The organism is Paraburkholderia sp. Ac-20336, assembly GCF_017105025.1.
Classification (GTDB): Bacteria; Pseudomonadota; Gammaproteobacteria; order Burkholderiales; family Burkholderiaceae; genus Paraburkholderia.
This window is the reverse complement of the sequence record NZ_JAAGPS010000008.1, coordinates 61,252-83,390: the sequence shown is the minus strand read 5'-3', so window position 1 is coordinate 83,390 and position 22,139 is coordinate 61,252. Positions and strand designations below refer to the sequence as shown.

Genomic DNA, 22,139 nt, shown 5'->3' with positions numbered 1-22,139 from the left:
AGCGCGGGCGAAGCTTCTCGCGGGAGCAACAACATGGAGACGTTGCATGAACTTCGAGTACCCGGACAAGGTCCGCGATCTGCAAAAGCGTTTGAACGCGTTCATGGACGAATACGTCTATCCGGCTGAAGCGGTTTTCGAAGCGCAGGTGGACGCCGCGCGCGAGTCGGGTTCGCAGAAAGAATAAAACCGGAGACGTGTATGAACGAACGCCATTACCCGCATTGGCCGCCGCAAGTGCCGCGGCATCTGACGTTGCCGCACACCAATCTTTTCTACAACGCCGAAGTATCGGCGGCGCGTTTTCCCGACAAGCCCTTCATCATTTACTACGGCACGCCGGTCACGTTCGCACAGTTCAAGGACGAAGCCGAGCGCGTCGCGGGCTTTTTGCAGCACGAGTGCCGCGTAAAGGCCGGCGATCGCGTGCTGCTCTATATGCAGAACAGTCCGCAGTGGATCATCGCGTACTACGGCATTCTGCGCGCGAACGCGGTCGTGGTGCCGGTCAATCCGATGAACATGGGCGACGAGCTTGCCCATTACGTCGAGGATAGCGGCGCGGCCACGATCATCGTGCCGCAGTGTCTCTTCAGGCACGTCGAACCGCTGATCGGCAAGCAGCCGGGGCAGGGGCTCGAACACGTGATCGTCGCGACGTATGGCGATTATCTGCAGCGTCCGTCGCCGGTCGCGGTACCCGAGTTCGTTGCCGCGCCGCGCGGGAGGTTCGATCGCGACGGCGTCACCGCGTGGTCGGATGTGCTCGCGAGAAACATCGCGCCCGGTCCGCTCACGGCCGGCCCCGACGACCTCTGCGTGATGCCGTATACGTCGGGCACCACTGGCCGGCCGAAGGGCTGCATGCATACGCATCGCAGCGTGATGAGCACGCTGCTCGGCGGCTGCGTGTGGTTTTCGTCGGCGGCCGATGGCGTGCATCTGTCGGTGCTGCCGTTCTTTCACGTGACCGGCATGCAGGGCGGCATGAACAGCGTGGTGTTCGCGGGCGCGACGATCGTCGTGCTGTCGCGCTGGGACCGCGATGCCGCTGCGCTCTGCATGCAGAAATATCGCATCAGCGCCTGGCAGTCGATCTCGACGATGATGGTCGATTTTCTCTCGAATCCGCAGCTCGGCGACTACGATCTCTCGAGCCTGTCCGGCACGCGCGGCGGCGGCGCGGCAATGCCCGACGCGATTGCGAAGAAGCTGAAGATGCTGACCGGGCTCGACTATGTCGAGGGCTACGGCATGTCCGAGACGATTGCCGGCACGCATATCAATCCGCCGCATCGTCCGAAGCCGCAATGTCTCGGTATTCCGGTGTTCGACGTCGATTCGCGCGTGATCGATCCGGCTACGCTGCAGGAGTTGCCGCAAGGCGAGACCGGCGAGATCGTCGTCAACGCGCCGCAAGTGATGCAGGGCTACTGGCGCAATCCGAAGGCGACCGCGGAGGCGTTCGTCGAACTCGACGGCAAGCGTTTTCTGCGTACCGGCGACCTCGGCCATATCGACGAGGACGGCTATTTCTTCATGACCGACCGGCTCAAACGCATGATCAACGCGTCGGGCTACAAGGTTTGGCCGGCCGAGGTCGAAGCGCTGATGTACCGGCATCCGGCGATTCACGAAGTGTGCGTGATCGGTGTGAAGGACGAGAAGCGCGGCGAGACGGTCAAGGCGCTCGTCGTGCCCGACGCGGCCCATGCGGGCACGATCAGCGCGCAGGAGATCATCGACTGGGCGCACGGGCAGATGGCGGCCTACAAGGCGCCGCGTATCGTCGAATTCGTCGCATCGCTGCCGAAATCGGGCAGCGGCAAGATTCTGTGGCGCAAGTTGCAGGAAGAGGACGAGGCGCGCACGGCGGCTCAAGCCAATGCGCAAACGAGTGCAGGGGACGTGGCGTAATGAATGGGCTCGAACTGTTCTTTGGTATTGCCGGCATGTCGTACTCGGCAATCCTGTAATCGATAGCAATCCGAACAGGGCGATGCGTGAACCAATTTGCGGACAAGGTTGTGGTCATCACTGGCGCGGGCTCGGGTTTCGGCCGCGAGTTCGCGCGGCTCGGCACGACGCTCGGCATGCGGCTTGTGCGCGCGACGTGCAGCAGGACGCGCTCGCCTCGGTCAAAGAGATCGCCGTTCAATCAGATGTGGTGGAGGTCGTGGTAAGCGAGTCACGCTTATTGAGCCACGGCTCGCAGTTTGGCCATGTGGCAATTATTGTCGATAACAAAGTTTATTCTCGGGCGCACGAAAAATACTTTACCACTGACCGGAATGACTATCTTTATCGGAACTCGTATCGCAACAGCGTCGGCTATGTAATTCGTGTGTCGTCTGACGAAAAACAAACAATCAAAACTGAATTGGAGCGAAGAGTTAGGATTTTCACGTTAGATCCAAAATCGCACGAATACAGTTTTCTCGATAATAGTTGTTCAAGCAATGTTGCCGACGTACTGGGTACGGTTGGTATTGTCGCTTACGATCCCCGTTGGTCGGCGTTCGAGATGATTAGCCCCGCCGATATCGTGACTGGGTTGAACCACTCAAAAAGAGTGGCCCGAAAAATTGAATACCCGAGAGCGCGATGAAGAGGCTTGCCGTCGCGGCCTTTCTGACTCTCATCGGTTGTGAGAACCATACGGGTGAAACATGGCGTGTTCAGAAAGAAATGCCGGTCTATCGATCTCCGGATGGGGACACGCAAGAGGAGATTTTTCGGCTTGCTCCTGGCGACGTTTGTTATCCAGGGCGAGTAGTCGTTGAAAAGGTCTTCCAATATACGGCTGTTCATTGTCCTCCTAAAGGAGATGGTTGGGTTGCCGACAACTATTTCGACAAGAGTAGGTGATCCACTTATCATCAACACGATGAGTCAGGAACGTGTCGAACGCCGGCTTGTCGATCTCCATTTGATCGGCTCGCGTGTCATGTAGACTGGTGCCCGTCATCTGCGACATTAATCGCACTGCGCTACAACTCGATGCAACGAGACCCAAGTTACGCAAAAAATTGGACTATGCATTAAGCGTGGCTCGAAAAGGAAACGCAACCATATGCACACACTAAAGCTGATTGCCCTAAGTTGCTCACTCTCTTTGCCGGCACTGTCTCATGCCGCTCCTCACGATACCGTTCAAACTCAAGAAAATCTGTGCAGCGCTTATTCACAGGCCGGAATGCGGGATTGCCTTGCACAAAAAGTCGCGGAGAGTCAGGTAGCGCTGCAACGAGCCGAGGAAGCCGTGGGCCACTCGCTCACCCAATGGGATGAAGACAGCAAGTACATTAACGTAGCAAAAGCTAAACTGGTCGCATCGGACCGGGAGTCTCCCAGGTATCGCGACACCGAGTGTGAGTTTTCAGCCTCGTTAAGCGGTGGCGGAGCAGGTAACGCGCATGAGATGGGGCGACTGGCTTGCGTGGCGGTGCTCAACAATCGACGCGCCGAACAGCTACGCAATGCCGTTGCCAACTTGCCGTTGAGGTAGCCAGGCGATCAGTGAGAGCTGTTACCGCCCGGAACCCGCATCGGTTCCCTCTCATTACCCGAAACCATCCACCGCAACAGCAACATGCAACAGTGCGCCGTCTGCACGGCGCACCGTCCGCATCTAGAACGTATGGCGAATGCCGAGGCTCACGCCGGCCGTCGTGCCCGTGGGCAGATCGAGTGCGTTATTGACCGAGAGCCCCGCGTGCATGGCGCCGTGATTGGTCACGAAGCCGACCTGTGCATACGTGACCGTCGCTTTGGATAACGAATATTCAAGTCCGGTCGAAGCGAGAATCGAATTATTCGACGATTCGTTTGCATCGCGCGTGACCCAGATGCCCGCGTCGAGATTCAATGCCGGCGTGATGCGATAGCTCGCGCCGCCCGAATAGACACGATTGTTGAACGAGCCCGCCACCTTGTACTGCGTGTACGCAGCCATCACGGTCAGGCTGTTGAACACGTAGCGCGCACCGAGCGCGCGGCCGTTGAATTCGACGGCACTCGGAATCGCGATGGCCGCGGCGCTGCCGCCCGCGTTGCCGCTGTAGAGCGCGGCGTCGATCGTGAGTCCGCCGAAGTGATAGCGCAGGCTCGCCGAGTACTGGCGACCTGCCTGAAAATCACCGGCAGTTCCGCCGAGCGCGAGCATCGCGCTGCCTTGCAAGCCCGCGATTTCCGGCGACGTGTAGGAAATGCCGTTGGGATTGAACAGGCCCGTCACATAGACGTTGTTCAGATAGGTGACGAGACCGCTGCCGAAATAGTCCATGTCGCGCGGGTCGAAGTCGTACACCGACAGAAAGAACGGCGAGAACTGCAAGCCGGCCTTGACTGTACCGAAGCGGCTGTCGATGCCGATCCACGCCTGACGTCCAAACAGATTGCCGTTCGAATTGTTCAGCGAGCCATTGGCCACGCTAAAGCCGCTTTCCAACTGGAAGATCGCGCGCATGCCGCCGCCGAGATCTTCGGCGCCACGCAGGCCGAAGCGCGAGCCGGACAGGCCGCTGTCGGTGAACGAATACTGATGGCCGGCGCTCTGGCCGGTATTCATGTCGAGTGTCTTGCTGGTATAGAGCAGCGACGCGTCGACGATACCGTAGAGCGTGACACTGCTTTGCGCCTGAGCGCTCGGGGCCGCACCTAGCGCACACGCCCCCATCAATCCAAGAACGACTCCGATCCTGTTGCGATGACTTGCCGGCATGCTGCGTGTCTCCTTGTTTTACGTTTTCGGATGAACGATGAAATGAATCCGCGCCGCGCTGCGATTTCGACCGGCAATAGAACTCTCTTGCGATCCATCAGGATTACGGAACATGAAGAGCGTGCTATTGGACGTCAGGACTGGATCGACTGCGCGTTTTTCTGTTTGGCTGATCTCCTGATAGCGAACGATTCCATGAAGCACTCAACCGGACTGATTGGTGTGCTCACAGAGTTCAGACGGAATTTGGCACGACCGTTCGCTATGTGTCAACGTGGTAAGCTGCATGAAGAACTGCAATGCAGTCCAAACAAGGGAAAATACCTAGTCTGCTCGATATACGATGTTTTACCAGTAAACCCTTGTGATATTGGGGAGATTTAGATGAGATTCCGATTGAAGCGTATGGAATAGCATTATTTATTGATTCTGCATTGCAGAACTTATGCCGAGATGAGCGCTTTGTCAGATCGAACCCGAGCCGCGATGGATCAGGCGATATGCGTTGCGATCAACGCTGCCAACCCGCGGCCTCTATTTGCCTGTAAGCTTGAGCCGGCGGTGACGTAAAAGGCTGCGCAATCCGCCTTGATGAACCACGATTCGCAGATGGACTTTAACTCTGTTGCCAACACTCCCTTGGGGGATATCAGTTATGAAGAGCTTTGCCATTAAACGAATCATGCTCGGGATTTCGGCTGCGGCACTGGTGGCCGGCACGATCCCGCTCGCTGTCGCGCAGAACGACACTGCGTCCCCGGCCGCCGCCGCAAGTGCCGCGAAGCCGACCAAGGCCGAGCGGAAGGCCGCGCGCAAAGCGGCCCGCAAACAGGCTCGTGCGAAGAAGAATGCCGAGCTGAAGAAACTCGAAGACGCGGGCTATCAGCCAGGGCAAAACGATCCGAACTATCCGAACAATCTGCAGCAGGCGCAGAAGAAGGCCGGCGTCGGCGCGGCCGCGAGTCAGTAGCGGTTGTTGGATAGACGCCCGGCGCTTCCCTGACTCAAGGGAGCGCCGGGCGTTTTTATTTTTGATGTTGCTTCGGTATCTTGAGTGTTTTTGCGGTTGGATTGGCGAGTTGTGTTCAATGACCGCTCGGCGATTATTTCGCCTTGCTCGTGTTCGACGCCGCCGAAAGTGTCGTGAGTATCTGATAAGCCGCATTCACCCGAGCCTCGATCGGGAAATTGCGGTTGCCGAGGATCACGATGCCCATACGCTGCCTCGGCACGAACGCGATATAGGAACCGAAGCCGTTGGTCGAGCCGGTCTTGTTGATCCACACGTCCTGCTGCGGCGGCAGCGGCGGCTCGATTGCCGCCGCGGGTGTCGCGTTAAGGGCTATCTCCGGCGAGTTGCCCGCCTGCAAAGTCTTCAATGCAACGGGGTAGGGGTACTGCTCCCAGATCAGGTCCTGAGTCAGCACACTGGCCTTGAAGTAGCCGGTGTGAGTCGCGTCGATCGCACGCTGGAGTTTGTCGTCGATCGGAAGCATGTTCATGTTCGCCTGCATGAAGCGCAGCATGTCGGCGGCGTTCGACTTGACGCCGTAGGCTTCGGCGGCGAGCATGCCGCCTTGCAGGCGAATCGGCGCGCCATCTTTCGTATAGCCTTGCGCATAGTCCGGCAGCCTCGCCGCCGGGACATCGATATAGCTGTTCTTCATGCCGAGCGCCGGAAACAGGCGTTGCTGTACCAACGCGGTGAAGTTCTGCCCCATGCTCTTCGCGGTGATGAACCCGAGCGTGCCGATGCCCGGATTCGAATAGGTCCGGTAAGTACCCGGCGCGTGAGCCGGTTGCCAGTTCCTGAAGTACTCGAGCAACTGCGCATCGTTATGGATGTCGTCCGGCACCTGAAGCGGTAAACCGCCCGGTGTGTGCGTACCGAGATTCAGAAGACTGACCTTGCCGAAGGGCGTGCCGCGCAGCGTCGGCAGATACTGGCCGGTGCTGTCGGATAGCGAGAGCTTGCCGTCCAGTTGCGCATACGATGCGAGCGTCGCCGTGAACGTCTTGCTGACCGAGCCGAGTTCGAACAGCGTATCGCGTGTGACCGGCTTGCCGGTTTGCGTCGACGCGACGCCGTAGTCGAACACGTATGGCTTGCCTGCGACGATCACGCCGACCGCCATGCCGGCGACGTGGTACTTCGCCATCAGCGGCTGGATCGCGGCATCGACGGCGGGCTTGATCCGGGCGGTGTCGTGGTCCGCGTTCTGATCGGCGGCGTGGCTTGCAGGGGAGAGCGCGCACAGCGCGAACGTGGCGAAGGTGGCGGCCGTGACGAGGCGGAGCGCTTTGAGCTTCATGGGCAATGAGTCCTTGAACGTGTGTCGGCAAATGACTGAGGCCGCACTATCCGGCTTTTGCAGGCCCTTGGCAAACGAGGATAAGTTGCGCGAGGGTAAAGAAAATGTTGTGGCCGACGATCATTCACGGCCCGTTTCTGCCGAGCCTATGGGAAACGCAGAGCCGCATGGAGAGTTGCCATGCACGCTGCGTGATGAGCGTGCGCAAATTGTGCAGGCTGTCGAGATGCACTATGGCGCGGTTGCGGGTTTGGCCTCGGGGAAACAGACGGCATCGCGCAATGTGCTGCGCGAGTTGTTTCATTTGATGCGGCGTGCGAGACGGCAGAGGGAAAAAGTCTCGCCGCTGTCTGCACTGAATGTCGGGGTGAAGGAGCCGTCGTGGCGAGTATGAGGCGTGCTACGCATTTCGTCGGGTGAATGCCGACAGTGCGTGGGAGGTGTGGAGTGTGCTTCGCGGGGCGTTCGTAGTCGATCGCTATTGGCTGTGTTGCATGGAGATGATGATTGCGTGCATGACTGCGGCTATAAGCACGGTAAACACGGCGCGTTTAAGCCCTGCCACGTTGCCACGCCGTTTGACGTGTAGCCGGCGTGGGAAGATGCGGTCGAGTCGGGCCTCAAATTCCAGTAGCCGGATTTGCAGGCCGTAGGGAAGGTATTCCCACGCGGTCAAGTAGGCAGGGTGTTGCCATAGACGCTGCTTGTTGCTGTGTAGTGTCGGCTCGTGGTGCTGGTCGACGTTGTTATTCATGTTGGCCCCATTTCGATTTCGACGTGATTTTAGCCGTGCGGGGCGTGCCGGTTGAACTACCTGTTCGGATAGGTTTCCCGGCGGGCGTTCGCTTTTCGATACATGACTTCGCGTGCTTTGCTAAAGAACACGGCGTGCAATGCTGGAAATGCGCTCGTGAACCGCCCCGGGAATGGACTGCCCCCCAAGAGTTGGACACGACCTTGGAGGTTTCGTGAGGAAATTCGATGTAAAGTTTAAGGGGAAGGTGGTTCGCGAGTACCTCGCTGGCGAAGGGGGCTATAAGCTCCTTGCGGCGAAATTCGGTATTGCAGAAAGTATGGTGAGGCGATGGGTCGCGGCATATCGTCACCATGGTAACGCCGGGCTCATCCGGCAGCGTGGTGCTTACACCGCTGAGTTCAAGCTTGAGGTGGTGCACCGGGGCGTGGCTGAGAACCTTTCCTGTCGAGAGCTGGCTGCCATTTACAATATCGGCAACCCGCACAGCATCACGATGTGGCAACAACAGAAAGCACGGGGAGAGCTCCGTCCGCTAAAGAGCATGCGCCCGTCGGGACAGGATGTTTCGGTGCCAGCAAAGAGAAAGACCTCGAACCAGCCGTTGGAAGCTCCGCGATCTGAGGAGTCAGACCAACTGCTTCGTGAGAATCAGCAATTACGCGCGGAGGTCGCGTACCTAAAAAAATTCAATGCCTTGGTTCTAGCAAAGAAGTTGGCGCGGCAGAAAGAGCCAAAATAGTGCTTGAACTGAGGCAGGAGTTCCCCTTGACCGATCTTCTCCAGACTGCGGGGTTGCCACGCAGTACGTACTACTATCGGGTCAAGACGTTGGCCGTCCCAGACCGGCATGGTGGACTCAAGGCGAAGATTCAGGCTGTCTATGCTGCACATCGCGGCTTGTATGGCTATCGTCGCATCACCCTGACTATCCGCAGGATGGCGCGCTAGTCAATCACAAGAAGGTGCAGCGCCTCATGAACGAATTGGGAATCAGGTCGAGGGTGCGCCGGAAGAAGTTCCGGTCGTACCAGGGCGAGGTCGGCGAGGCCGCTCCGAACCTGCTCAATCGTGAATTCACCGCGTCGGGCCCAAACGAGAAGTGGGTTACCGATGTGACCGAGTTCCGGGTCGCGGGGAAAAATCTGTACCTTTCTCCGGTCATGGACCTCTACAATGGGGAAATTGTCGCCTACCAGTCGAGCCATCGCCCCGACTTCCCGATGGTCATGGGCATGCTCAAGAAAGCTGTCAGGAAACGCGGGAATGCTGCTACACCGATGCTTCATTCAGACCAGGGTTGGCACTATCGCATGCAACCGTACCGAGCGGCACTGGCGCGCTACGGAATGAAGCAAAGTATGTCGAGAAAAGGAAATTGCTTCGATAACGCGGCCATGGAGAGCTTCTTTGGCACTCTGAAGGCCGAGTATTTCCATCTCACGGACTTCAGACGTCGACGCGTTACGGGCAGGCCTGAAGGGCTACATCGACTACTACAACCGGCGCCGCATCAAATCGAAACTTGGTGGACTGAGTCCCGTGGAATATCGAATGCGAGCGGGAAAAAATTAACGCTTCAACGTCCAACTCTTGGGGGGCAGTCCAATTTTGTGGAGGCTCCAAGTCTTGAGAGAATGGAGCCATGAACAAGAAGGTAACCAGGTTTTCCCCGGAAGTCCGCGAGCGGGCAGTACGTCTGGTGCGCGAGCAGCGTAGCGAACATCCGTCGATGTGGGCAGCGGTCGAGTCGATTGCGCCGATGATCGGCTGTACGCCGCAGACGCTGCACGAATGGGTCAAGCGTGACCAGGTTGACCCGGGCGAGCGTGATGGCGTGACCACCGACGAACGCGAACGGCTGAAGGCCCTGGAGCGCGAGGTCAAGGAACTGCGTCGTGCCAACGAGATTCTCAAGGTCGCGAGCGCGTTTTTTCGCCCAGGCGGAGCTCGACCGCCGTTTCAAGTCCTGAAGGCCTTCGTCGATCAGCATCGCGACACCTTCGGGATCGGCCCCGTCGGACTACTGGCGTTATGCCGCACAACTTCGCGATCCATCGCGGTGCTGTGCTCGCGCGAAACGCAATGACTTTCTGTGCTCGCAGATCAAGCGTGTCTGGCCGGAACTGATCGTTTCCGACGCGCTATTTTCGATTCCAATCTTCATCGGTCTTGGGGTACCCCTCAGCGCCGCACTTCATTTAAATAAGTGGGTTATTGCGTCGATCGCCGCCTTGATAGCTGCCGTGGCGTGTCGTCGCTTCCTGCTCGGACAGAAGAAGGACTCCAAACTGGAAGCAATTCTGCGGAATCAGCGAAATTGAGCCGCAGAACCCGGCTGTGAGCGGCCAATCGACACTGTCGCAAAGATTGGCGACAATATGTCGTTCGAGCACGAATAAAGGACTTATGGTTTCTATCCATGTAGGTGGAGAGGACAAGACCACCAAGATCAGCGACTGGGAGATTTACTGGAGTAAGAAGTACGAAACCCTGCAACTGACGTGCTATTTCCCATCCGAAAAGAAATTCACACGTCCGCTAAGCGACTGCCGCGTCGTTCCCATTCGTGAATTGGGAGAGATGCTGCTGACGAAGCAGGGTAGCGCGACTGTCCAGCCCATTGAAAAGGCGACGATCTACGGCGAGCGGTATGCCGTCGTCTACTATCCGGGCACTGCCAGGCCCTACGTTTACAAATTGAACAGTATCGGGTTCGTCACGCCGGCAGCGATGATGGAAGAGCCGGTTTTCCGCTATTTCGTTGCTGTGGCGAACACCCGAAGGGAGCGCGCGGGCTCGGAGGATCAGCATCAGATCGCGGCCAATATCGTGCGCCAACTGGAGAAACTACCGCCCCGTCCGGACACTGCCTTGCATGCTTATTGCACCGGGCAGAACGGAACGCAGGCGCCGGACGGTGGCCTGATCTATCCATTCGGCGTGAACGAAAGCCAGCTCGCGGCGGTCGAGCGTGCGTTCAGCGCGCAGGTCAGTGTCATTGAGGGGCCGCCCGGAACCGGCAAGACGCAGACCATCCTGAACATCCTCGCCAATATCTTGCTACGCGGTAAAACGGTCGCGGTACTGTCGAACAATAATCCGGCGGTGGAAAACGTTTACGAGAAGCTGGAAAAGTTCGGCCTGGGCCACCTGGTCGCCAAGCTCGGCAGCAAGGAAAATCGGGAGGACTTCTTCGCCAACCTGCCTCCCTGGCCGTCGAGCGAACCCGAGTCCGCGCCGACCATGGACGAAATCCAGGCGACGATTGCCCGGTTGAAGCAGCATCTGCACGACCACAACACGGCAGCGCAATTGCAGGCCGACATCGACGAGCTCACTATCGAGCGTCGCTATCTGCAACAGTGGCAGGACGCGAACGGGGTACAGATTCAAGCCTCTCTGGACAAGTACGGGCTGTCCCCGAGCAAGACGGCAGACCTGATGGCCTACCTGTCCCATCTTGGGGAACAACGCATCCGACTCAAGGACCGAATCGAGCTGCTGTTCAACTTCAAGATTTTCCGCGCCAAACCTTTCGCGAAGGAAGCGCGGCTGTCCCTTTTCCATGCCCTGCAGATGCACTACTACGACAAGGCACTGCAGAAGAAAGAGGCGGCCTTGCAGGCTTGCCGCGAGTCGCTGGCGCGCGGTCATTTCACGGCCTTGCTGGAGGCATTGACCACAGGGTCGATGCGCTACCTGAAGCATCACCTGCATGCGCAAGTCCCGGCGTCGCAAATCTTCGATGAGCAGCAGTACCGACAACAGTTCGATGCGTTCATACGACGCTTCCCGATCCTTGGGAGCAGCACACACTCGATCGTCAATTCGATCGCGCGGGGGGCAACCCTCGATTACATCGTCATCGATGAGGCCTCGCAGCAGGACATCGTGCCTGGCATTCTGGCGTTGGGCTGCGCGAAGAACCTGATCGTCGTAGGCGACAGCCGGCAGTTGGCGCATATTCCGGTGGAGCTGGGCCTGCAAGCCCCAGCTGACGCGTACGATTGCGAGCGATACAGCCTGCTCGATTCGTGCATCGGTGTGTTTAAGGATGCGTTGCCCAGGACCTTGTTGAAAGAACATTACCGCTGCCATCCCAGGATCATCCAGTTCTGCAATCAGCAGTTCTACGACAACGCACTGGTACCGATGACTCAGGACAACGGCGAAGCTTCCCTGCGGCTGCTGGTGACCGCCAAGGGCAACCATGCCCGCAAGAACACCAATCTTAGGGAACTGGATTCGTTGCGCAAGGTGCTCGAAGACGAGGGCGAGCCTGTCGGGCTGGACAGCGACGGCCGAGGCTTCATCGCCCCCTTCAGGGCGCAGGTCACGCTCTCCGGCACGCGTTTGCCAGCGGACTTCGTCAAGGACACCGTGCACAAGTTCCAGGGCAGGGAATGCGACGAGATCGTCTTCTCCACCGTATTGGACAAGAAGCGTTACAACCAGGAGCGGCTGGATTTCGTCGATGATCCCCGTATGGTCAATGTGGCGGTGTCGCGAGCCAGGAGTCGGTTCACTTTAGTGACGGGCGACGGGGTTTTCACCGCGAACAACGGCCACATCGCGGCCTTGATGCGCTACGTCGAGTATTACGCGCAGGACGAGCAGATCGTGCGCGCACCCGTGGTGTCGGCCTTCGACCTGCTGTACAAGGAATATGACCAATCCCTGGCGCGGCTGAACTCCAGGTTACGGCCCGAAGATTCACGGTACAAATCGGAGCAGATTGTGGCGCAGGTGCTCCGCGAGGCGCTGTCCGACGCGTCGTGTCAGGCAATAACCTTCCACGCCCAGATCGCGCTGGACCAGATCGCCTCATCGACTAACCCGGCCTTGACGGCGCGAGAACTGGCATTCATGCGCAACCGGGCCAGTTGCGATTTCGTGCTGTATTTCAAGGTGGGCAAAACCCCGTTGGGGGTGATCGAAGTCGATGGCGGCTCCCATGACAGGCCAGAGCAAGCGGCGCGAGATGCCTTGAAGAACAGCATCCTGGCGAAGAGTGGTCTTCCCATCCTGCGCCTGCGCACTGTCGAGAGTGGTATTGAGGAGAAAGTCGCGGGGTTTCTTGCCGAATGGGCACGAACGACCGCTAACGAAGGACACGCGACGGCTAACGCATGATGTTCGTAAATGTTTGCCGTACAGCGTCGAGCAGGTGTTCGATGAGAGATTCTGGCCGGAAGTGTGAATGTGTCCGCGTATCGAGAAAGAGCCCGTCGCTGACGGGCTTTTTTATGCCTGTATGCCGGCGGCTGTGTGTCGTGGTGCGGCGATTCGCTGAGCATAATGTTGTGAGAGTGTGTTAAATAAAAGCTTCATTTGGACGTTATACCGGCCTGCGATTTCGCAAATTACTAGGGGCTGCGTATGTTGATTGTCGCTATCTTGGTTGGTGCGGTGGTGGTGGGTCTGATCAACCGGTTTGACCGGAAGGTACTCGATTTCGTGGTGTGCGGGGCTGGCGGGCTGGTGTTGTACGTAGTCGAGCTTGATGATCGCAGTCATGCCGTAAAGTCGGCGCAGCATCGCGATACGACGAAGAACGATATATGCGCTGCCGCGGGGCTGCCGTTGGTGCGATATCAAAACGTGCGGACTGATGCCGCCGTTTTGCTTGCCGACTTCCAGCGCCATGCCGGGGTAACTGACAAGGCGGTGCATGCCGCAGCTTGAGTTGTGGCCTCGGCCAGTAGTGAACCATTCGGGGTTGCTGGTGGTGGCCAGTGAGATCAGAAATTTGTACTGGCATATTCGGAACACTCGTCGTGGTATACATGACGCACGTCGTCGGCGAATCTACCGTAAGATCGAGGCGCAAAAAAAACGCCTGCTGATTGCAGGCGTCTCGAAGCGTGAAGTGCTGGATTTTTTAGCTTGCTGCCGGTCGAAGCAATGCGGCGAAAAGGGCTGCTTTGGCTGCGTTCAGCGACCGGCGTAGTGTCCACACTATAATTTGACATAACATAAATTATCACCAATAAATTGGGATTGTAATTTATATGAAAGATACGAGCTCACTTCGCGTCACACAACGAAACAGCCGCTCCCATGAGCGGCTTTTTTGTCCATGGCCGCAGACTGTAATCCCCACGCGAGACCACCATGAAAAAACGCAAACCAAAAATCCTCACGCGCTACAACGCCGCGTCGCCAACCGAATTCCTGCATTACGTAGGCAACCTGCCAATGCGCTACCTGTGCCGCAAGCTCGGCCGCCACGAACGCACCATCAAGGACTGGATGAATGGCCGCGCCGTCATTCCACCATGGGCCGTAGCCGTGTTGCGTCTGGACGCGCTCGAGCTGGAGCTAATGCGCGACCAGATGGGATACACCGAGATCGAACGCCGAATCCAGCAGCCGGCCAGCATTCCAGCGCGGCTGTTAAGACCGCCTGCGAACGAATCGCTATACGCCAGTCCACTCATACGGAGCGAGCTGTCCACACCGGCAGTCCCGGGTGCAAACAACGACGCCATGTATGCGGGAACCCGCGAATAACGTAGTTACAAAAATCCTTTGATTAACCTAGTTTTCGTAACTACAATAATTGATGAAGACAACCTACGACTGGCCCAAGAGCGTCACGAACGAGGACAAGCACGGAGTTCCACTGGCGCTGGCCGAATTTATCGACTGGACCGCTGTCTGGTGCGCGCCTGATGACCGTAAGGACTATGGCGAACTACGAGAAATCGGCTACGCCGTGATTAGCTCCCGCCTCTACTGCGTGGTGTTCACGCAACGCGGCGAAACATTCAGGATCATTAGCTTGCGAAAGGCCAACAACCGGGAGATTGAACGTTATGAACAAGCAACCCAAACTACGCCGTAACACTCCGGCCGAAGAAGATATGATCGCTCGCGGCATCGCCGCCGATCCGGATACGTTCGAGCCGAGCGACGAACAGTTTGCGCAGATGAAGCGACGCGGCGGACGTCCAAAGCTCATCAATCCAAAGATCGCCGTCACGATTCGATACGACGCCGAGATCATCGAACGGTTCAAGAACAGCGGCGAAGGCTGGCAAACGCGCATGAACAACGCGCTTCGAGACTGGCTTACAACTCATCCCCTGTAACAGATGACGACCGTAGCTATCCAGAAAACACCGATAACGCATGCGAACAACGACTCCACATATGCTGGAAATGGCAAGTAGCACAGCTACTAACCACACAAGCAGTCAACTACGTCGCACAATTGTGAATATGGCGTAGGAGACCAACTATAACCACAAAGCCCATTGCATTTTGACATGCATGTGTAAGGCTTCCGTCGACAATTGAGGTAACCCCGAAAACGTCAGATCAACATGAATTTAACGGAGTTGATCAACCAGAGAGCCCCGAGAAATTAAATGGCACGAACCTACCACTACAAGGGCTTCGAGCTGAAAGTCGCGATCGAGTCGAATTTCAGATGGCAGCCTCAAATTGCGCGAACGCCGGCGCCTACCTACGTGGCCGTCGTAACGATTGCACGAGCGGCGCCCCCCGTTGCGATTTTCTCGCCGCTACGCCTAGGGGATGCAGACGGCAAAGCCTTTTCGACCGAAGGGGATGCGCTGATGACTGGATACAGCGCCGCACGGCGTATCGTCGACGATTTGTTGGCCGTCGAAACTTACGGATAAGCGGTCTGTCGACAGCAAGCGGGGAAATACTCAATGAAGAAGCCACACAAATTGCAACTGCAACCGGCGGGTCCGGCATGGGGGCTGGTTTTCGGAGTATTTATGACTGCCGTTGGAATCGGACTATGGTTCTACGCGAAAGCCATCTATCACCCCACGCACTTCGATGAATCGCTGGCTGTCGCGACCATACTGATCGGCGTGTTCTCAGCAGTGTACTCAGGGCGCGAAATCAGTCACAGAAAACATCGATAATCGTAGTTCCAAGGCATACCATTGCTCGAACGGATCGGCCTAATCGCTTTAAAGGAACGCCTTACTTCACAGGGTAGTATTGCCAGTTGCCATCCAGAACACACCTATTCCCCCGTTCCAAAAATGCTGAGCAGCCCCGCAATCAGCACCATTGGCAATCACGCATTCGTGTGCAGCAGCGATAGCATCAACGGCTCCCAGCTCCGGCCCCAGATGAGCATACGTTGTTGTTTCAGGTAGCACGATACCTTTGCTGGTCCAGTAGCGTTTCTTATTGAACGTCGACGCGTCGCCGCCCTTGCCAACGTACTTGGCGATGTACGTTGCAATCCGATGACGCGATGCACGCCCCTTGCCACCCCACTGTTGAAACAGCCACTTACGCTTGCCGTTACCTACGCTGTCGTTCACCGCGCCGTCTGTACCCGACTTGCTGATGACCGACATCCAGATCGAGCGCAGCAGCTTCCAGTTTTGCCGGCCATGCACCGCGACATGGATATGCCATGCGCCCCGATCCTGTCGCTCAAGTACCGCCACGTAATGAAAATCCTTCAGGCGATTCATTCGCCTGCGAAACTCGTCCCACCACTTCGCCCACACTTCCACGCGCGTTTCGTTCGCACGCGTTGAGAGCGTCAGCATCCGATCGGCGCGGATCGCCTTGCAGCGCTTGCGGATCATCCGGCGCGAACGCTCTATCGAGGTCTCCAGCGACTTCGACGCCTTCACCGTCACATCATCATCGGTTTCGCCTTCCAGCTTCTCACGCTTGCCACGCAACCCACGAGGACGCAGCCTCAGCTCGTCAAAGCGCCGTTGCACGGCCACACTGAACGCCACGACCTCTTGCTGCCCGTCCTCAAATCGCTGTGTGCGCACGATGTATTCATCGCTAAACGGCCCCTCATATTCGTATTCCGGCACCACGTCACCGCGAATGCTTGCAGCGTTCAATGCCTGTATCGAGCCGGCCCCGTTCAGAACATCCTGGAATGACGAACGCTTACCTACTACAATGTCTGTACTCACGTTGGATATCCTGTTATCCGATGTTTGTCACCGCCCGGGATCGCGCCAACGATCGCCGGGTTTTCTTTTTGCACTTCCCCGCCCTACCTTGCTGCAAGCCCCGTCCCGCCGTCGTTTCCGTTAAGTGTTAGAGGTACAAGTTTAGGCGCGCTGCGCGCGCCTGCCTCTGCGGCCTACGGCTCGCTGGAGGCATGCGCCCGTGCGCGCCACCGCCTCAGCCCCTCACCGGCAGGCCCGCATACGGCGCATATGCACGCCGCAGTGGTGCTCAGGCGCCCACAAAGGCAGCTTGCAGTGAGGGGCGGCCGCGATCACCGCCTGTGCCTCACGTTCAGCCACAACGCCGATACCCGCTACTCGGTCCGGGAGGCCGCGCTGAGCCGCGCGATAACCGCCACGACTCCGCAGGCACGCCCACGCCCTACCATCGCTGCGATCGACGCCCGGACACTCCCGACGCTAGACGCCCGATTTATCGTTACTCGTAACGCTCCATACAAGCGCGTTCAGGCGTTCGTTATCCCCGTCAATCTGCCAACCAACCGTAAGGTCGTACCAGGCAAATCTGACGCCCGCCGCCTGTTCACGATAGACATGCTGCATGAAAAGGCTGTCTTCCTTTTTTGCCTGCTCGAACTTAGCCATGAAGTACAGAATGCACTTCTCAGCCACCGCCGTAACCTGACGGTAAGACCACTTGCAACCAACCGGCTCGCGCATCATTTCCCGCAAAGGAGCAAGATCGCGACGCAGACTCTCAACGTCATCCCGAGCCGAAGCCAGTTCCTCGCGCAGACGTTCGTTTTCCAGCACCAGTTCGTCGTATCCGTCCGCAGCAGCAGGAATATTTTTCGTTACCGTAACGGTTTTGCCTTGCGCCGCCCTGCGTGCCCTGAACGCCGCCTGGCGTTGCGCGTTCGTCAACGCTCCATCCTTGCGCGGACGACCACGACCACGCTTTTCCATTACTGCCGGAAGGGGTAACGGAATTGTTTTGTTGTCTTCGGGCTGGACCACGGTACGCCTCTTTCGCATCATTAATACCCATATTTTACGTTACTAGTAACGATAAATAAATATATTTCGTTACTAGTAACGAATAATTCATAATCCGTCCCCGGACACTCCTGACGCTAGACGCCCGCCCGCGCCACATCACGCTGATAGAATCGCCGCTTCGCCAACCGGGGAAAGACATGGCATTCGAAGATCGTGACTGGTACCGCAACGAGTACAAGCAGAAGACCGCTCGCAAACCTAACCTGCTACAGAGCGTCGTCGATCAGACCGAGAAGCGCCGACGCACGCCACTGTTCGTCATCGCACTTATCTGGATCGTCGTCGTCGTCGGGCTCTACTACGCATTCACGCTCGCCGGCCACTAGAGCTTTTGTACTTGCAGGACGAGCACGACCTCTGTATGCCCTTTGGACGTCGTGCGACCATCGAGAAGCGACGGCAGGAACCACTCATGGCTTTTGGTTTGCGAGGCCTGATCCTGCAGCAGCCCGCCCAGCACGATCACCTCGCCGTCTTTCATGTCGGCCACCGTCTGCAATGAGCGCGTGTTCTTCGTGGGCGAGCCGCTGACACCCGTTGTCGTGTTCACGAAGCTCGAAATCTCCTCATCGATGTTCAGCTGGATCACGTCACTCAGAACGGTTGGCGTCACGTTGAAGATCACGCCCGCATCCTGATACTCGATCGACTGCACAGGCGTGCCGCTCGCCCCCTGAAAGCTCACGCTCGACACGGTTGGTACCTGCTGACCGACATTGAGCCTGACCTGCTGCCCCGACACGCACCGCACGTTAGGCGACGACAGCTCGCGGAACCGTGAATCCGACTTGAGCGCCGAAATCGCGAACGACAGCCGCCCCGCGTCAAACTGCAGCGCATTCACGTCCGCAGCCGTTGCGCCCGAACTCACATTGAGCCCAACGCCCAGCAGCTTCGAGGCAATGCTGAACCCGGTATTACTGCCGTCTGTATCGTCAACCTCATAGGCCCAGCCGCGCACCACGACTTCACCCACTGCCGTATCGAGCTGCGGCACGAGCTGGCGAACGTCGCGCACATCACGAGCGGAACCAACGATCACCAGCTGATCGCCCGCCGAAACGCCAGGCTGTACGACAGGCGCAACTGAACTCATGGGGGGCCGCGCGGCAGCCGTGCCCGATGCAGCCACCGGCATCGAGGCTGACGACGACGCCGACGACGGATTAGCCGCGGCAGACAGCGCCTGCATCGACACGCGACCGGAGAACAGCGGGTTCACCATACTTTCCAGATACGCCGCACTCCGATGCAATGGCCTGTACACCCATGTCTCACGATCCATCGGCACCACATCGGCAGGCTTGCGCGAGATGTAATCCACGCCGTCCCGCGTCATGACCTGAAAACCTTCCGAATCCAGAAAATTCCGCACGAACTGTTTCAGATCGCCCTTGCCGCTATCGAACTGGAACGACACCACCCGATCATCCTGCAACACGTCCGACGCGATCACATGCGGAATATGCAGCGCATCGCCGTATACCAGATCAACCACCTGCCCCACGTTCACGAATCGCAGATCGAACGCGCCGTTACGAACGTGCGGCAGCGGCTTGACAGGAGGAGGCACCGCGACCGGCGCAGCCACTCCCGATACAGGCAACGGCGGCAACGTCGGAATATCCACGCCCGCAGCCCGCGTACCGAGCGAAACGCAGCACAGCAGCGCCACAACCGCCCGCCTCATTTCGACACCGCCACGGCCGACGACGCCCCCGACCACGACGCAACCCGCCGACCATCCACTACGCCCGAAGTCAGCACGCCGTCGCCCTTGAAGCCCGCCGAGTCTTCCAGTCGCAAGGCACCACGGCCATTCACCAGCACGACATATCCACGAACGCCATCCGCATACCGCCCCGCAACCCGCCAGTCATCCGACACGACCGCAGACCCCGCGAGCGGCGCAGCAGCAGCTCCCGCCGAACTGGACACCCCTGATGCACCCGACTTCGACGCATTGGCGTGACCAAAGCCACCGTGAATCATCCTGAAGCCCGAATAGCCAAGCACAACCGTAGCCACAGCCAGAACCGGCACGATAAACAGTGACTTCGGAATCACGGCTTTAGGCTTCGTGTGCAGCTCCGCACTGGTGTACAGCCTGAACACATCGCGCGGATACCGCCACGAAGTTTTCACCGCATCACGCAGATTGCTGACGTTATGGCACGAGTCCCACTCGTAAAGCATCGCGCGATTCATTCCGAACAGGCGCCGCACATGTACGTGCCGCCCGACCAGGTCACGCACTGTCTTGTTCATTCGCTGCGGATTCTGCGTCACCAGCACGAAATCGACGCCCAGATGACGATGCACGTGCAGCTTCTCGATATCCTCAGTCGGCTTCGTGCTGACCGACACCGGCGGCCAGATACGCTGAACCTCATCAATGAACACGATATCGTTCGGCTCCACATGCTTGTGCCACTCGCGGATCCACGGCTCATCGACCATGACGTGATCGATAGCCAGATCCTTTACGCCATCGACCAGCAGCCGTCGCCCCCGCTTCAACTCAGGCAATAGCGACCATATGGCATACAGCGATTTGCCACTGCCCGGAACACCCGTTATCAACGTGATCATTTGAGAAAGAACCTTTTGGCCGCAGAGATACCCGCTAGCGTGACTCGCGCCGACACCGCGCCGAGAATGTAGGACACGCCCTGGAACACACCGCCAATTGCCAGCACGTTAGCCATATCGGACGGCAGCCCCGACACGCCTGTCGTGATCCAGCTCACAAGCTGGCTGAACGCTGCATCGAAACCCACCACCGTCATGACACCCACGCCGAGCGCCACGAGCGCCTGAATCAGCAGCGGCCCTGCCAGCGACATCAACCACGCAGCCAGACCGGTCATGATTTGAGCCCTGCACCGAAGATCAATGCCGCAATAATCCCGCACGCCGCAAGAACGAACGGACGAACACGAGACATGAAATCGCACTCAGGCTGATAGGAGAACGAGAGCCCCATCCCGAATACCGTGATGCTCACCGGCGAAGGACATACGCCATCCGATGCGCCAACCGTAACGGGTGTAACCGAAACCGTCGCATCGCTCGAAGGCAACGTTGGCGCAGTTGCAGAGCCAGGCTGCTGACACGCAATGATCGACGGATCGAGCTGGCAAAGATCGGGCGTATCTGACGGAGACGAACCCGAATCATCACCGGTGCCCGGATCGGTACCACTGCCTGTTCCCGGATCAGTGCCAGTACCGGTACCCGGATCGGTGCCCGTACCCGTGCCAGGGTCAGTACCCGAACTGGGCGAGGTAATCTGAAACGGACTACTGGCGCCCGAAGGCGTAGAAGCCGAAGACGACGCACTACCGACACTAGGCCAGCTCGACGGACTCGAACTCTCAATGGCCCCCGTGTCCGCAGACGTTATAGGGTTCGACGCAGGGTAAGGAATACCGCTATACCCGGACTGCTGCGAAGCACTCTCCCAGAGCGCGTCAGCGAGCGCGGCAACAATAACCGGGCTTAGCGGATCATCCAGATCAGACGACGGGACACCGGACGACGCGGACGAACCCGACTCAGTGACCGGCGGAAGAGGCCTGACTGTCTCATACGTGACACAGCCACTGTCCCCATACATACCCGAATCACAGCTTCCAAACGGAAACCCTTTACCGTCCGAAATCCTCGCCACCTTCAGAGTCTTAACCGTACCAGTAGCGGGCGTGAACCGGCTCACCATCGTATAGGAACACGTTCCACTACCATTACTGTCAACGTCGCAGCCATTTGACGACACCCCGTCAACAACGGGGTTATCCGAATCCTGCTGCATGGATTCCTGCAAAAGCGCCTCAGCCGATGAGCCGTAAAACGCGGCACAACTACCCTGACCACCAATTACACAAAAATACGGCGCCCCTGACTGCAAGGGAGAAAACGGACTGGCACTCCCGCCACCCGACGTATCCGGCGTCGCATGCGACACCGAAACCGTCCCGTCATGATTCAACTGCCACGCCGTCAATGAACCATCACCGAGCGGCGTCGGTTGAGTCAGCAAACCCAACGGCCCCGCAACGCTAGCCAGCACACCCAGCCACGCACCCGCACCAGCAGCACCCGCCGCAGCAGACATAGCGGCCTCAGTCGCGCCAACCACGCTATCGAGCGCACCAATTCCCAATTGCGCCGCCTTACTCTCCACCGTCTTCTCGATAATCCGGTTGATAAGCCCGGAGCCGCCCGATGGAGTCTGCTGCGCATACGCAACGTCATGAGGCGCAGTGAACAGGATGCCGAACAGCAGCACGCCACAGGACAGAATGAACGAACCAAACCGCACGCCGAATCCCACGCATCACCCCGCAAGT

23 protein-coding genes, 2 pseudogenes and 1 other annotated feature are annotated in these 22,139 nt (G+C 58.2%); of the genes and pseudogenes, 16 read left to right on the top strand and 9 right to left on the bottom strand.

The window, feature by feature from the left end:
* The first annotated feature begins 46 nt into the window (after positions 1–46).
* The 4 genes from GXB81_RS05645 to GXB81_RS05630 all read left to right on the top strand — a co-directional run bounded on the left by GXB81_RS05645 (position 47) and on the right by GXB81_RS05630 (position 3,508).
* Positions 47–187, top strand: coding sequence for a hypothetical protein (locus GXB81_RS05645; RefSeq protein ID WP_205988604.1), 141 nt, complete (start codon positions 47–49; stop codon positions 185–187).
* A gap of 14 nt (positions 188–201) precedes the next feature.
* On the top strand, positions 202–1,917 hold the full coding sequence (locus GXB81_RS05640) for a long-chain fatty acid--CoA ligase (protein WP_205988603.1): 1,716 nt from the start codon (positions 202–204) through the stop codon (positions 1,915–1,917).
* 82 nt (positions 1,918–1,999) lie between these two features.
* Entirely contained in the window at positions 2,000–2,608 is a 609-nt protein-coding gene (locus GXB81_RS05635; RefSeq protein WP_205988602.1) for a hypothetical protein, read from the top strand.
* A gap of 465 nt (positions 2,609–3,073) precedes the next feature.
* Entirely contained in the window at positions 3,074–3,508 is a 435-nt protein-coding gene (locus GXB81_RS05630; RefSeq protein ID WP_205988601.1) for a lysozyme inhibitor LprI family protein, read from the top strand.
* Positions 3,509–3,631: 123 nt separating this feature from the next.
* On the opposite strand, the gene GXB81_RS05625 is transcribed toward GXB81_RS05630, so the two are convergent.
* Positions 3,632–4,678, bottom strand: coding sequence for a porin (locus GXB81_RS05625; RefSeq protein ID WP_205988614.1), 1,047 nt, complete (start codon positions 4,676–4,678; stop codon positions 3,632–3,634).
* Positions 4,679–5,378: 700 nt separating this feature from the next.
* On the opposite strand from GXB81_RS05625, the gene GXB81_RS05620 reads away from it, so the two are divergent.
* Positions 5,379–5,693, top strand: a complete 315-nt coding sequence (locus tag GXB81_RS05620; RefSeq protein ID WP_205299413.1) for a DUF4148 domain-containing protein — start codon at positions 5,379–5,381, stop codon at positions 5,691–5,693.
* Between the two features lie 133 nt (positions 5,694–5,826).
* Here GXB81_RS05620 and ampC read toward each other — a convergent pair whose 3' ends face one another.
* Entirely contained in the window at positions 5,827–7,035 is a 1,209-nt protein-coding gene (gene ampC, locus GXB81_RS05615) for a class C beta-lactamase (protein WP_205988600.1), read from the bottom strand.
* 31 nt (positions 7,036–7,066) lie between these two features.
* Here ampC and GXB81_RS05610 point away from each other — a divergent pair, with 31 nt between their 5' ends.
* Positions 7,067–7,429 (top strand): hypothetical protein, encoded by a 363-nt coding sequence (locus tag GXB81_RS05610; protein WP_167041958.1) that lies wholly within the window; start codon positions 7,067–7,069, stop codon positions 7,427–7,429.
* A gap of 84 nt (positions 7,430–7,513) precedes the next feature.
* Here GXB81_RS05610 and GXB81_RS05605 read toward each other — a convergent pair whose 3' ends face one another.
* Positions 7,514–7,789: a hypothetical protein gene (locus GXB81_RS05605; protein ID WP_167041956.1), complete on the bottom strand. Its 276-nt coding sequence runs from the start codon at positions 7,787–7,789 to the stop codon at positions 7,514–7,516.
* Positions 7,790–8,003: 214 nt separating this feature from the next.
* Between GXB81_RS05605 and GXB81_RS05600 the strand changes: the two are divergent.
* From GXB81_RS05600 to GXB81_RS05560, 9 genes and pseudogenes are all read left to right on the top strand, one after another.
* Positions 8,004–9,364 (top strand): annotated as a pseudogene (locus GXB81_RS05600) (IS3 family transposase).
* Between the two features lie 70 nt (positions 9,365–9,434).
* A pseudogene (locus GXB81_RS05595) lies at positions 9,435–9,909 on the top strand (transposase); the annotation flags it as partial.
* Positions 9,716–9,807 (top strand) — a sequence feature (AL1L pseudoknot). (Overlaps the previous pseudogene by 92 nt.)
* A 289-nt stretch (positions 9,910–10,198) precedes the next feature.
* Positions 10,199–12,925, top strand: coding sequence for an AAA domain-containing protein (locus tag GXB81_RS05590; protein ID WP_205988599.1), 2,727 nt, complete (start codon positions 10,199–10,201; stop codon positions 12,923–12,925).
* 246 nt (positions 12,926–13,171) lie between these two features.
* The gene (locus GXB81_RS05585) at positions 13,172–13,477 is read left to right on the top strand and encodes a DUF2726 domain-containing protein (RefSeq protein WP_205988598.1); all 306 of its coding nucleotides are present in this window, start codon (positions 13,172–13,174) and stop codon (positions 13,475–13,477) included.
* Between the two features lie 429 nt (positions 13,478–13,906).
* Positions 13,907–14,305, top strand: coding sequence for a hypothetical protein (locus tag GXB81_RS05580; protein ID WP_205988597.1), 399 nt, complete (start codon positions 13,907–13,909; stop codon positions 14,303–14,305).
* A gap of 52 nt (positions 14,306–14,357) precedes the next feature.
* Positions 14,358–14,639 carry a BrnT family toxin gene (locus GXB81_RS05575; RefSeq protein WP_205988596.1) on the top strand — a complete coding sequence of 94 codons (282 nt, stop codon included), beginning with the start codon at positions 14,358–14,360 and terminating at the stop codon, positions 14,637–14,639.
* Complete coding sequence (locus GXB81_RS05570; protein WP_205988595.1) at positions 14,611–14,886, top strand: BrnA antitoxin family protein; 276 nt, start codon at positions 14,611–14,613, stop codon at positions 14,884–14,886. The genes GXB81_RS05575 and GXB81_RS05570 overlap by 29 nt, the downstream gene beginning before the upstream one ends.
* 279 nt (positions 14,887–15,165) lie before the next feature.
* The gene (locus GXB81_RS05565) at positions 15,166–15,441 is read left to right on the top strand and encodes a hypothetical protein (RefSeq protein WP_205988594.1); all 276 of its coding nucleotides are present in this window, start codon (positions 15,166–15,168) and stop codon (positions 15,439–15,441) included.
* A 33-nt stretch (positions 15,442–15,474) separates the two neighbouring features.
* Positions 15,475–15,696, top strand: coding sequence for a hypothetical protein (locus GXB81_RS05560; protein ID WP_205988593.1), 222 nt, complete (start codon positions 15,475–15,477; stop codon positions 15,694–15,696).
* A 66-nt stretch (positions 15,697–15,762) separates the two neighbouring features.
* Here GXB81_RS05560 and GXB81_RS05555 read toward each other — a convergent pair whose 3' ends face one another.
* Positions 15,763–16,653, bottom strand: a complete 891-nt coding sequence (locus tag GXB81_RS05555; protein WP_241016258.1) for a hypothetical protein — start codon at positions 16,651–16,653, stop codon at positions 15,763–15,765.
* Positions 16,654–17,187: 534 nt separating this feature from the next.
* Positions 17,188–17,694 carry a hypothetical protein gene (locus tag GXB81_RS31350; protein WP_241016257.1) on the bottom strand — a complete coding sequence of 169 codons (507 nt, stop codon included), beginning with the start codon at positions 17,692–17,694 and terminating at the stop codon, positions 17,188–17,190.
* A 230-nt stretch (positions 17,695–17,924) separates the two neighbouring features.
* Here GXB81_RS31350 and GXB81_RS05545 point away from each other — a divergent pair, with 230 nt between their 5' ends.
* Positions 17,925–18,113, top strand: a complete 189-nt coding sequence (locus GXB81_RS05545) for a hypothetical protein (RefSeq protein WP_205988591.1) — start codon at positions 17,925–17,927, stop codon at positions 18,111–18,113.
* Here GXB81_RS05545 and GXB81_RS05540 read toward each other — a convergent pair.
* Genes GXB81_RS05540 through GXB81_RS31875 form a run of 4 tightly spaced genes read right to left on the bottom strand, consistent with a single transcriptional unit; the run spans position 18,110 to position 22,123 of the window.
* Entirely contained in the window at positions 18,110–19,462 is a 1,353-nt protein-coding gene (locus GXB81_RS05540) for a type II secretory pathway protein (protein ID WP_346777783.1), read from the bottom strand. The genes GXB81_RS05545 and GXB81_RS05540 overlap by 4 nt on opposite strands.
* 11 nt (positions 19,463–19,473) lie before the next feature.
* The gene (locus tag GXB81_RS05535; RefSeq protein WP_205988590.1) at positions 19,474–20,379 is read right to left on the bottom strand and encodes a zonular occludens toxin domain-containing protein; all 906 of its coding nucleotides are present in this window, start codon (positions 20,377–20,379) and stop codon (positions 19,474–19,476) included.
* Positions 20,376–20,657, bottom strand: a complete 282-nt coding sequence (locus GXB81_RS05530; RefSeq protein WP_167285250.1) for a DUF2523 family protein — start codon at positions 20,655–20,657, stop codon at positions 20,376–20,378. The genes GXB81_RS05535 and GXB81_RS05530 overlap by 4 nt, the downstream gene beginning before the upstream one ends.
* A complete protein-coding gene (locus GXB81_RS31875; protein ID WP_205988589.1) occupies positions 20,654–22,123 on the bottom strand; it encodes a virulence factor TspB C-terminal domain-related protein in 1,470 nt (489 codons plus the stop codon). Before GXB81_RS31875 ends, GXB81_RS05530 begins: the two co-directional genes overlap by 4 nt.
* Positions 22,124–22,139 lie beyond the last annotated feature (16 nt).

Bases quoted from the DNA above. Each gene is read 5' to 3' on its own strand.
- GXB81_RS05645 (WP_205988604.1), top strand. From the start codon at position 47: ATGAACTTCGAGTACCCGGACAAGGTCCGCGATCTGCAAAAGCGTTTG.
- GXB81_RS05640 (WP_205988603.1), top strand. From the start codon at position 202: ATGAACGAACGCCATTACCCGCATTGGCCGCCGCAAGTGCCGCGGCAT.
- GXB81_RS05635 (WP_205988602.1), top strand. From the start codon at position 2,000: ATGCGTGAACCAATTTGCGGACAAGGTTGTGGTCATCACTGGCGCGGG.
- GXB81_RS05630 (WP_205988601.1), top strand. From the start codon at position 3,074: ATGCACACACTAAAGCTGATTGCCCTAAGTTGCTCACTCTCTTTGCCG.
- GXB81_RS05625 (WP_205988614.1), bottom strand. From the start codon at position 4,678: ATGGGGGCGTGTGCGCTAGGTGCGGCCCCGAGCGCTCAGGCGCAAAGC.
- GXB81_RS05620 (WP_205299413.1), top strand. From the start codon at position 5,379: ATGAAGAGCTTTGCCATTAAACGAATCATGCTCGGGATTTCGGCTGCG.
- ampC (WP_205988600.1), bottom strand. From the start codon at position 7,035: ATGAAGCTCAAAGCGCTCCGCCTCGTCACGGCCGCCACCTTCGCCACG.
- GXB81_RS05610 (WP_167041958.1), top strand. From the start codon at position 7,067: ATGACTGAGGCCGCACTATCCGGCTTTTGCAGGCCCTTGGCAAACGAG.
- GXB81_RS05605 (WP_167041956.1), bottom strand. From the start codon at position 7,789: ATGAATAACAACGTCGACCAGCACCACGAGCCGACACTACACAGCAAC.
- GXB81_RS05590 (WP_205988599.1), top strand. From the start codon at position 10,199: ATGGTTTCTATCCATGTAGGTGGAGAGGACAAGACCACCAAGATCAGC.
- GXB81_RS05585 (WP_205988598.1), top strand. From the start codon at position 13,172: ATGTTGATTGTCGCTATCTTGGTTGGTGCGGTGGTGGTGGGTCTGATC.
- GXB81_RS05580 (WP_205988597.1), top strand. From the start codon at position 13,907: ATGAAAAAACGCAAACCAAAAATCCTCACGCGCTACAACGCCGCGTCG.
- GXB81_RS05575 (WP_205988596.1), top strand. From the start codon at position 14,358: ATGAAGACAACCTACGACTGGCCCAAGAGCGTCACGAACGAGGACAAG.
- GXB81_RS05570 (WP_205988595.1), top strand. From the start codon at position 14,611: ATGAACAAGCAACCCAAACTACGCCGTAACACTCCGGCCGAAGAAGAT.
- GXB81_RS05565 (WP_205988594.1), top strand. From the start codon at position 15,166: ATGGCACGAACCTACCACTACAAGGGCTTCGAGCTGAAAGTCGCGATC.
- GXB81_RS05560 (WP_205988593.1), top strand. From the start codon at position 15,475: ATGAAGAAGCCACACAAATTGCAACTGCAACCGGCGGGTCCGGCATGG.
- GXB81_RS31350 (WP_241016257.1), bottom strand. From the start codon at position 17,694: ATGGAAAAGCGTGGTCGTGGTCGTCCGCGCAAGGATGGAGCGTTGACG.
- GXB81_RS05545 (WP_205988591.1), top strand. From the start codon at position 17,925: ATGGCATTCGAAGATCGTGACTGGTACCGCAACGAGTACAAGCAGAAG.
- GXB81_RS05535 (WP_205988590.1), bottom strand. From the start codon at position 20,379: ATGATCACGTTGATAACGGGTGTTCCGGGCAGTGGCAAATCGCTGTAT.
- GXB81_RS05530 (WP_167285250.1), bottom strand. From the start codon at position 20,657: ATGACCGGTCTGGCTGCGTGGTTGATGTCGCTGGCAGGGCCGCTGCTG.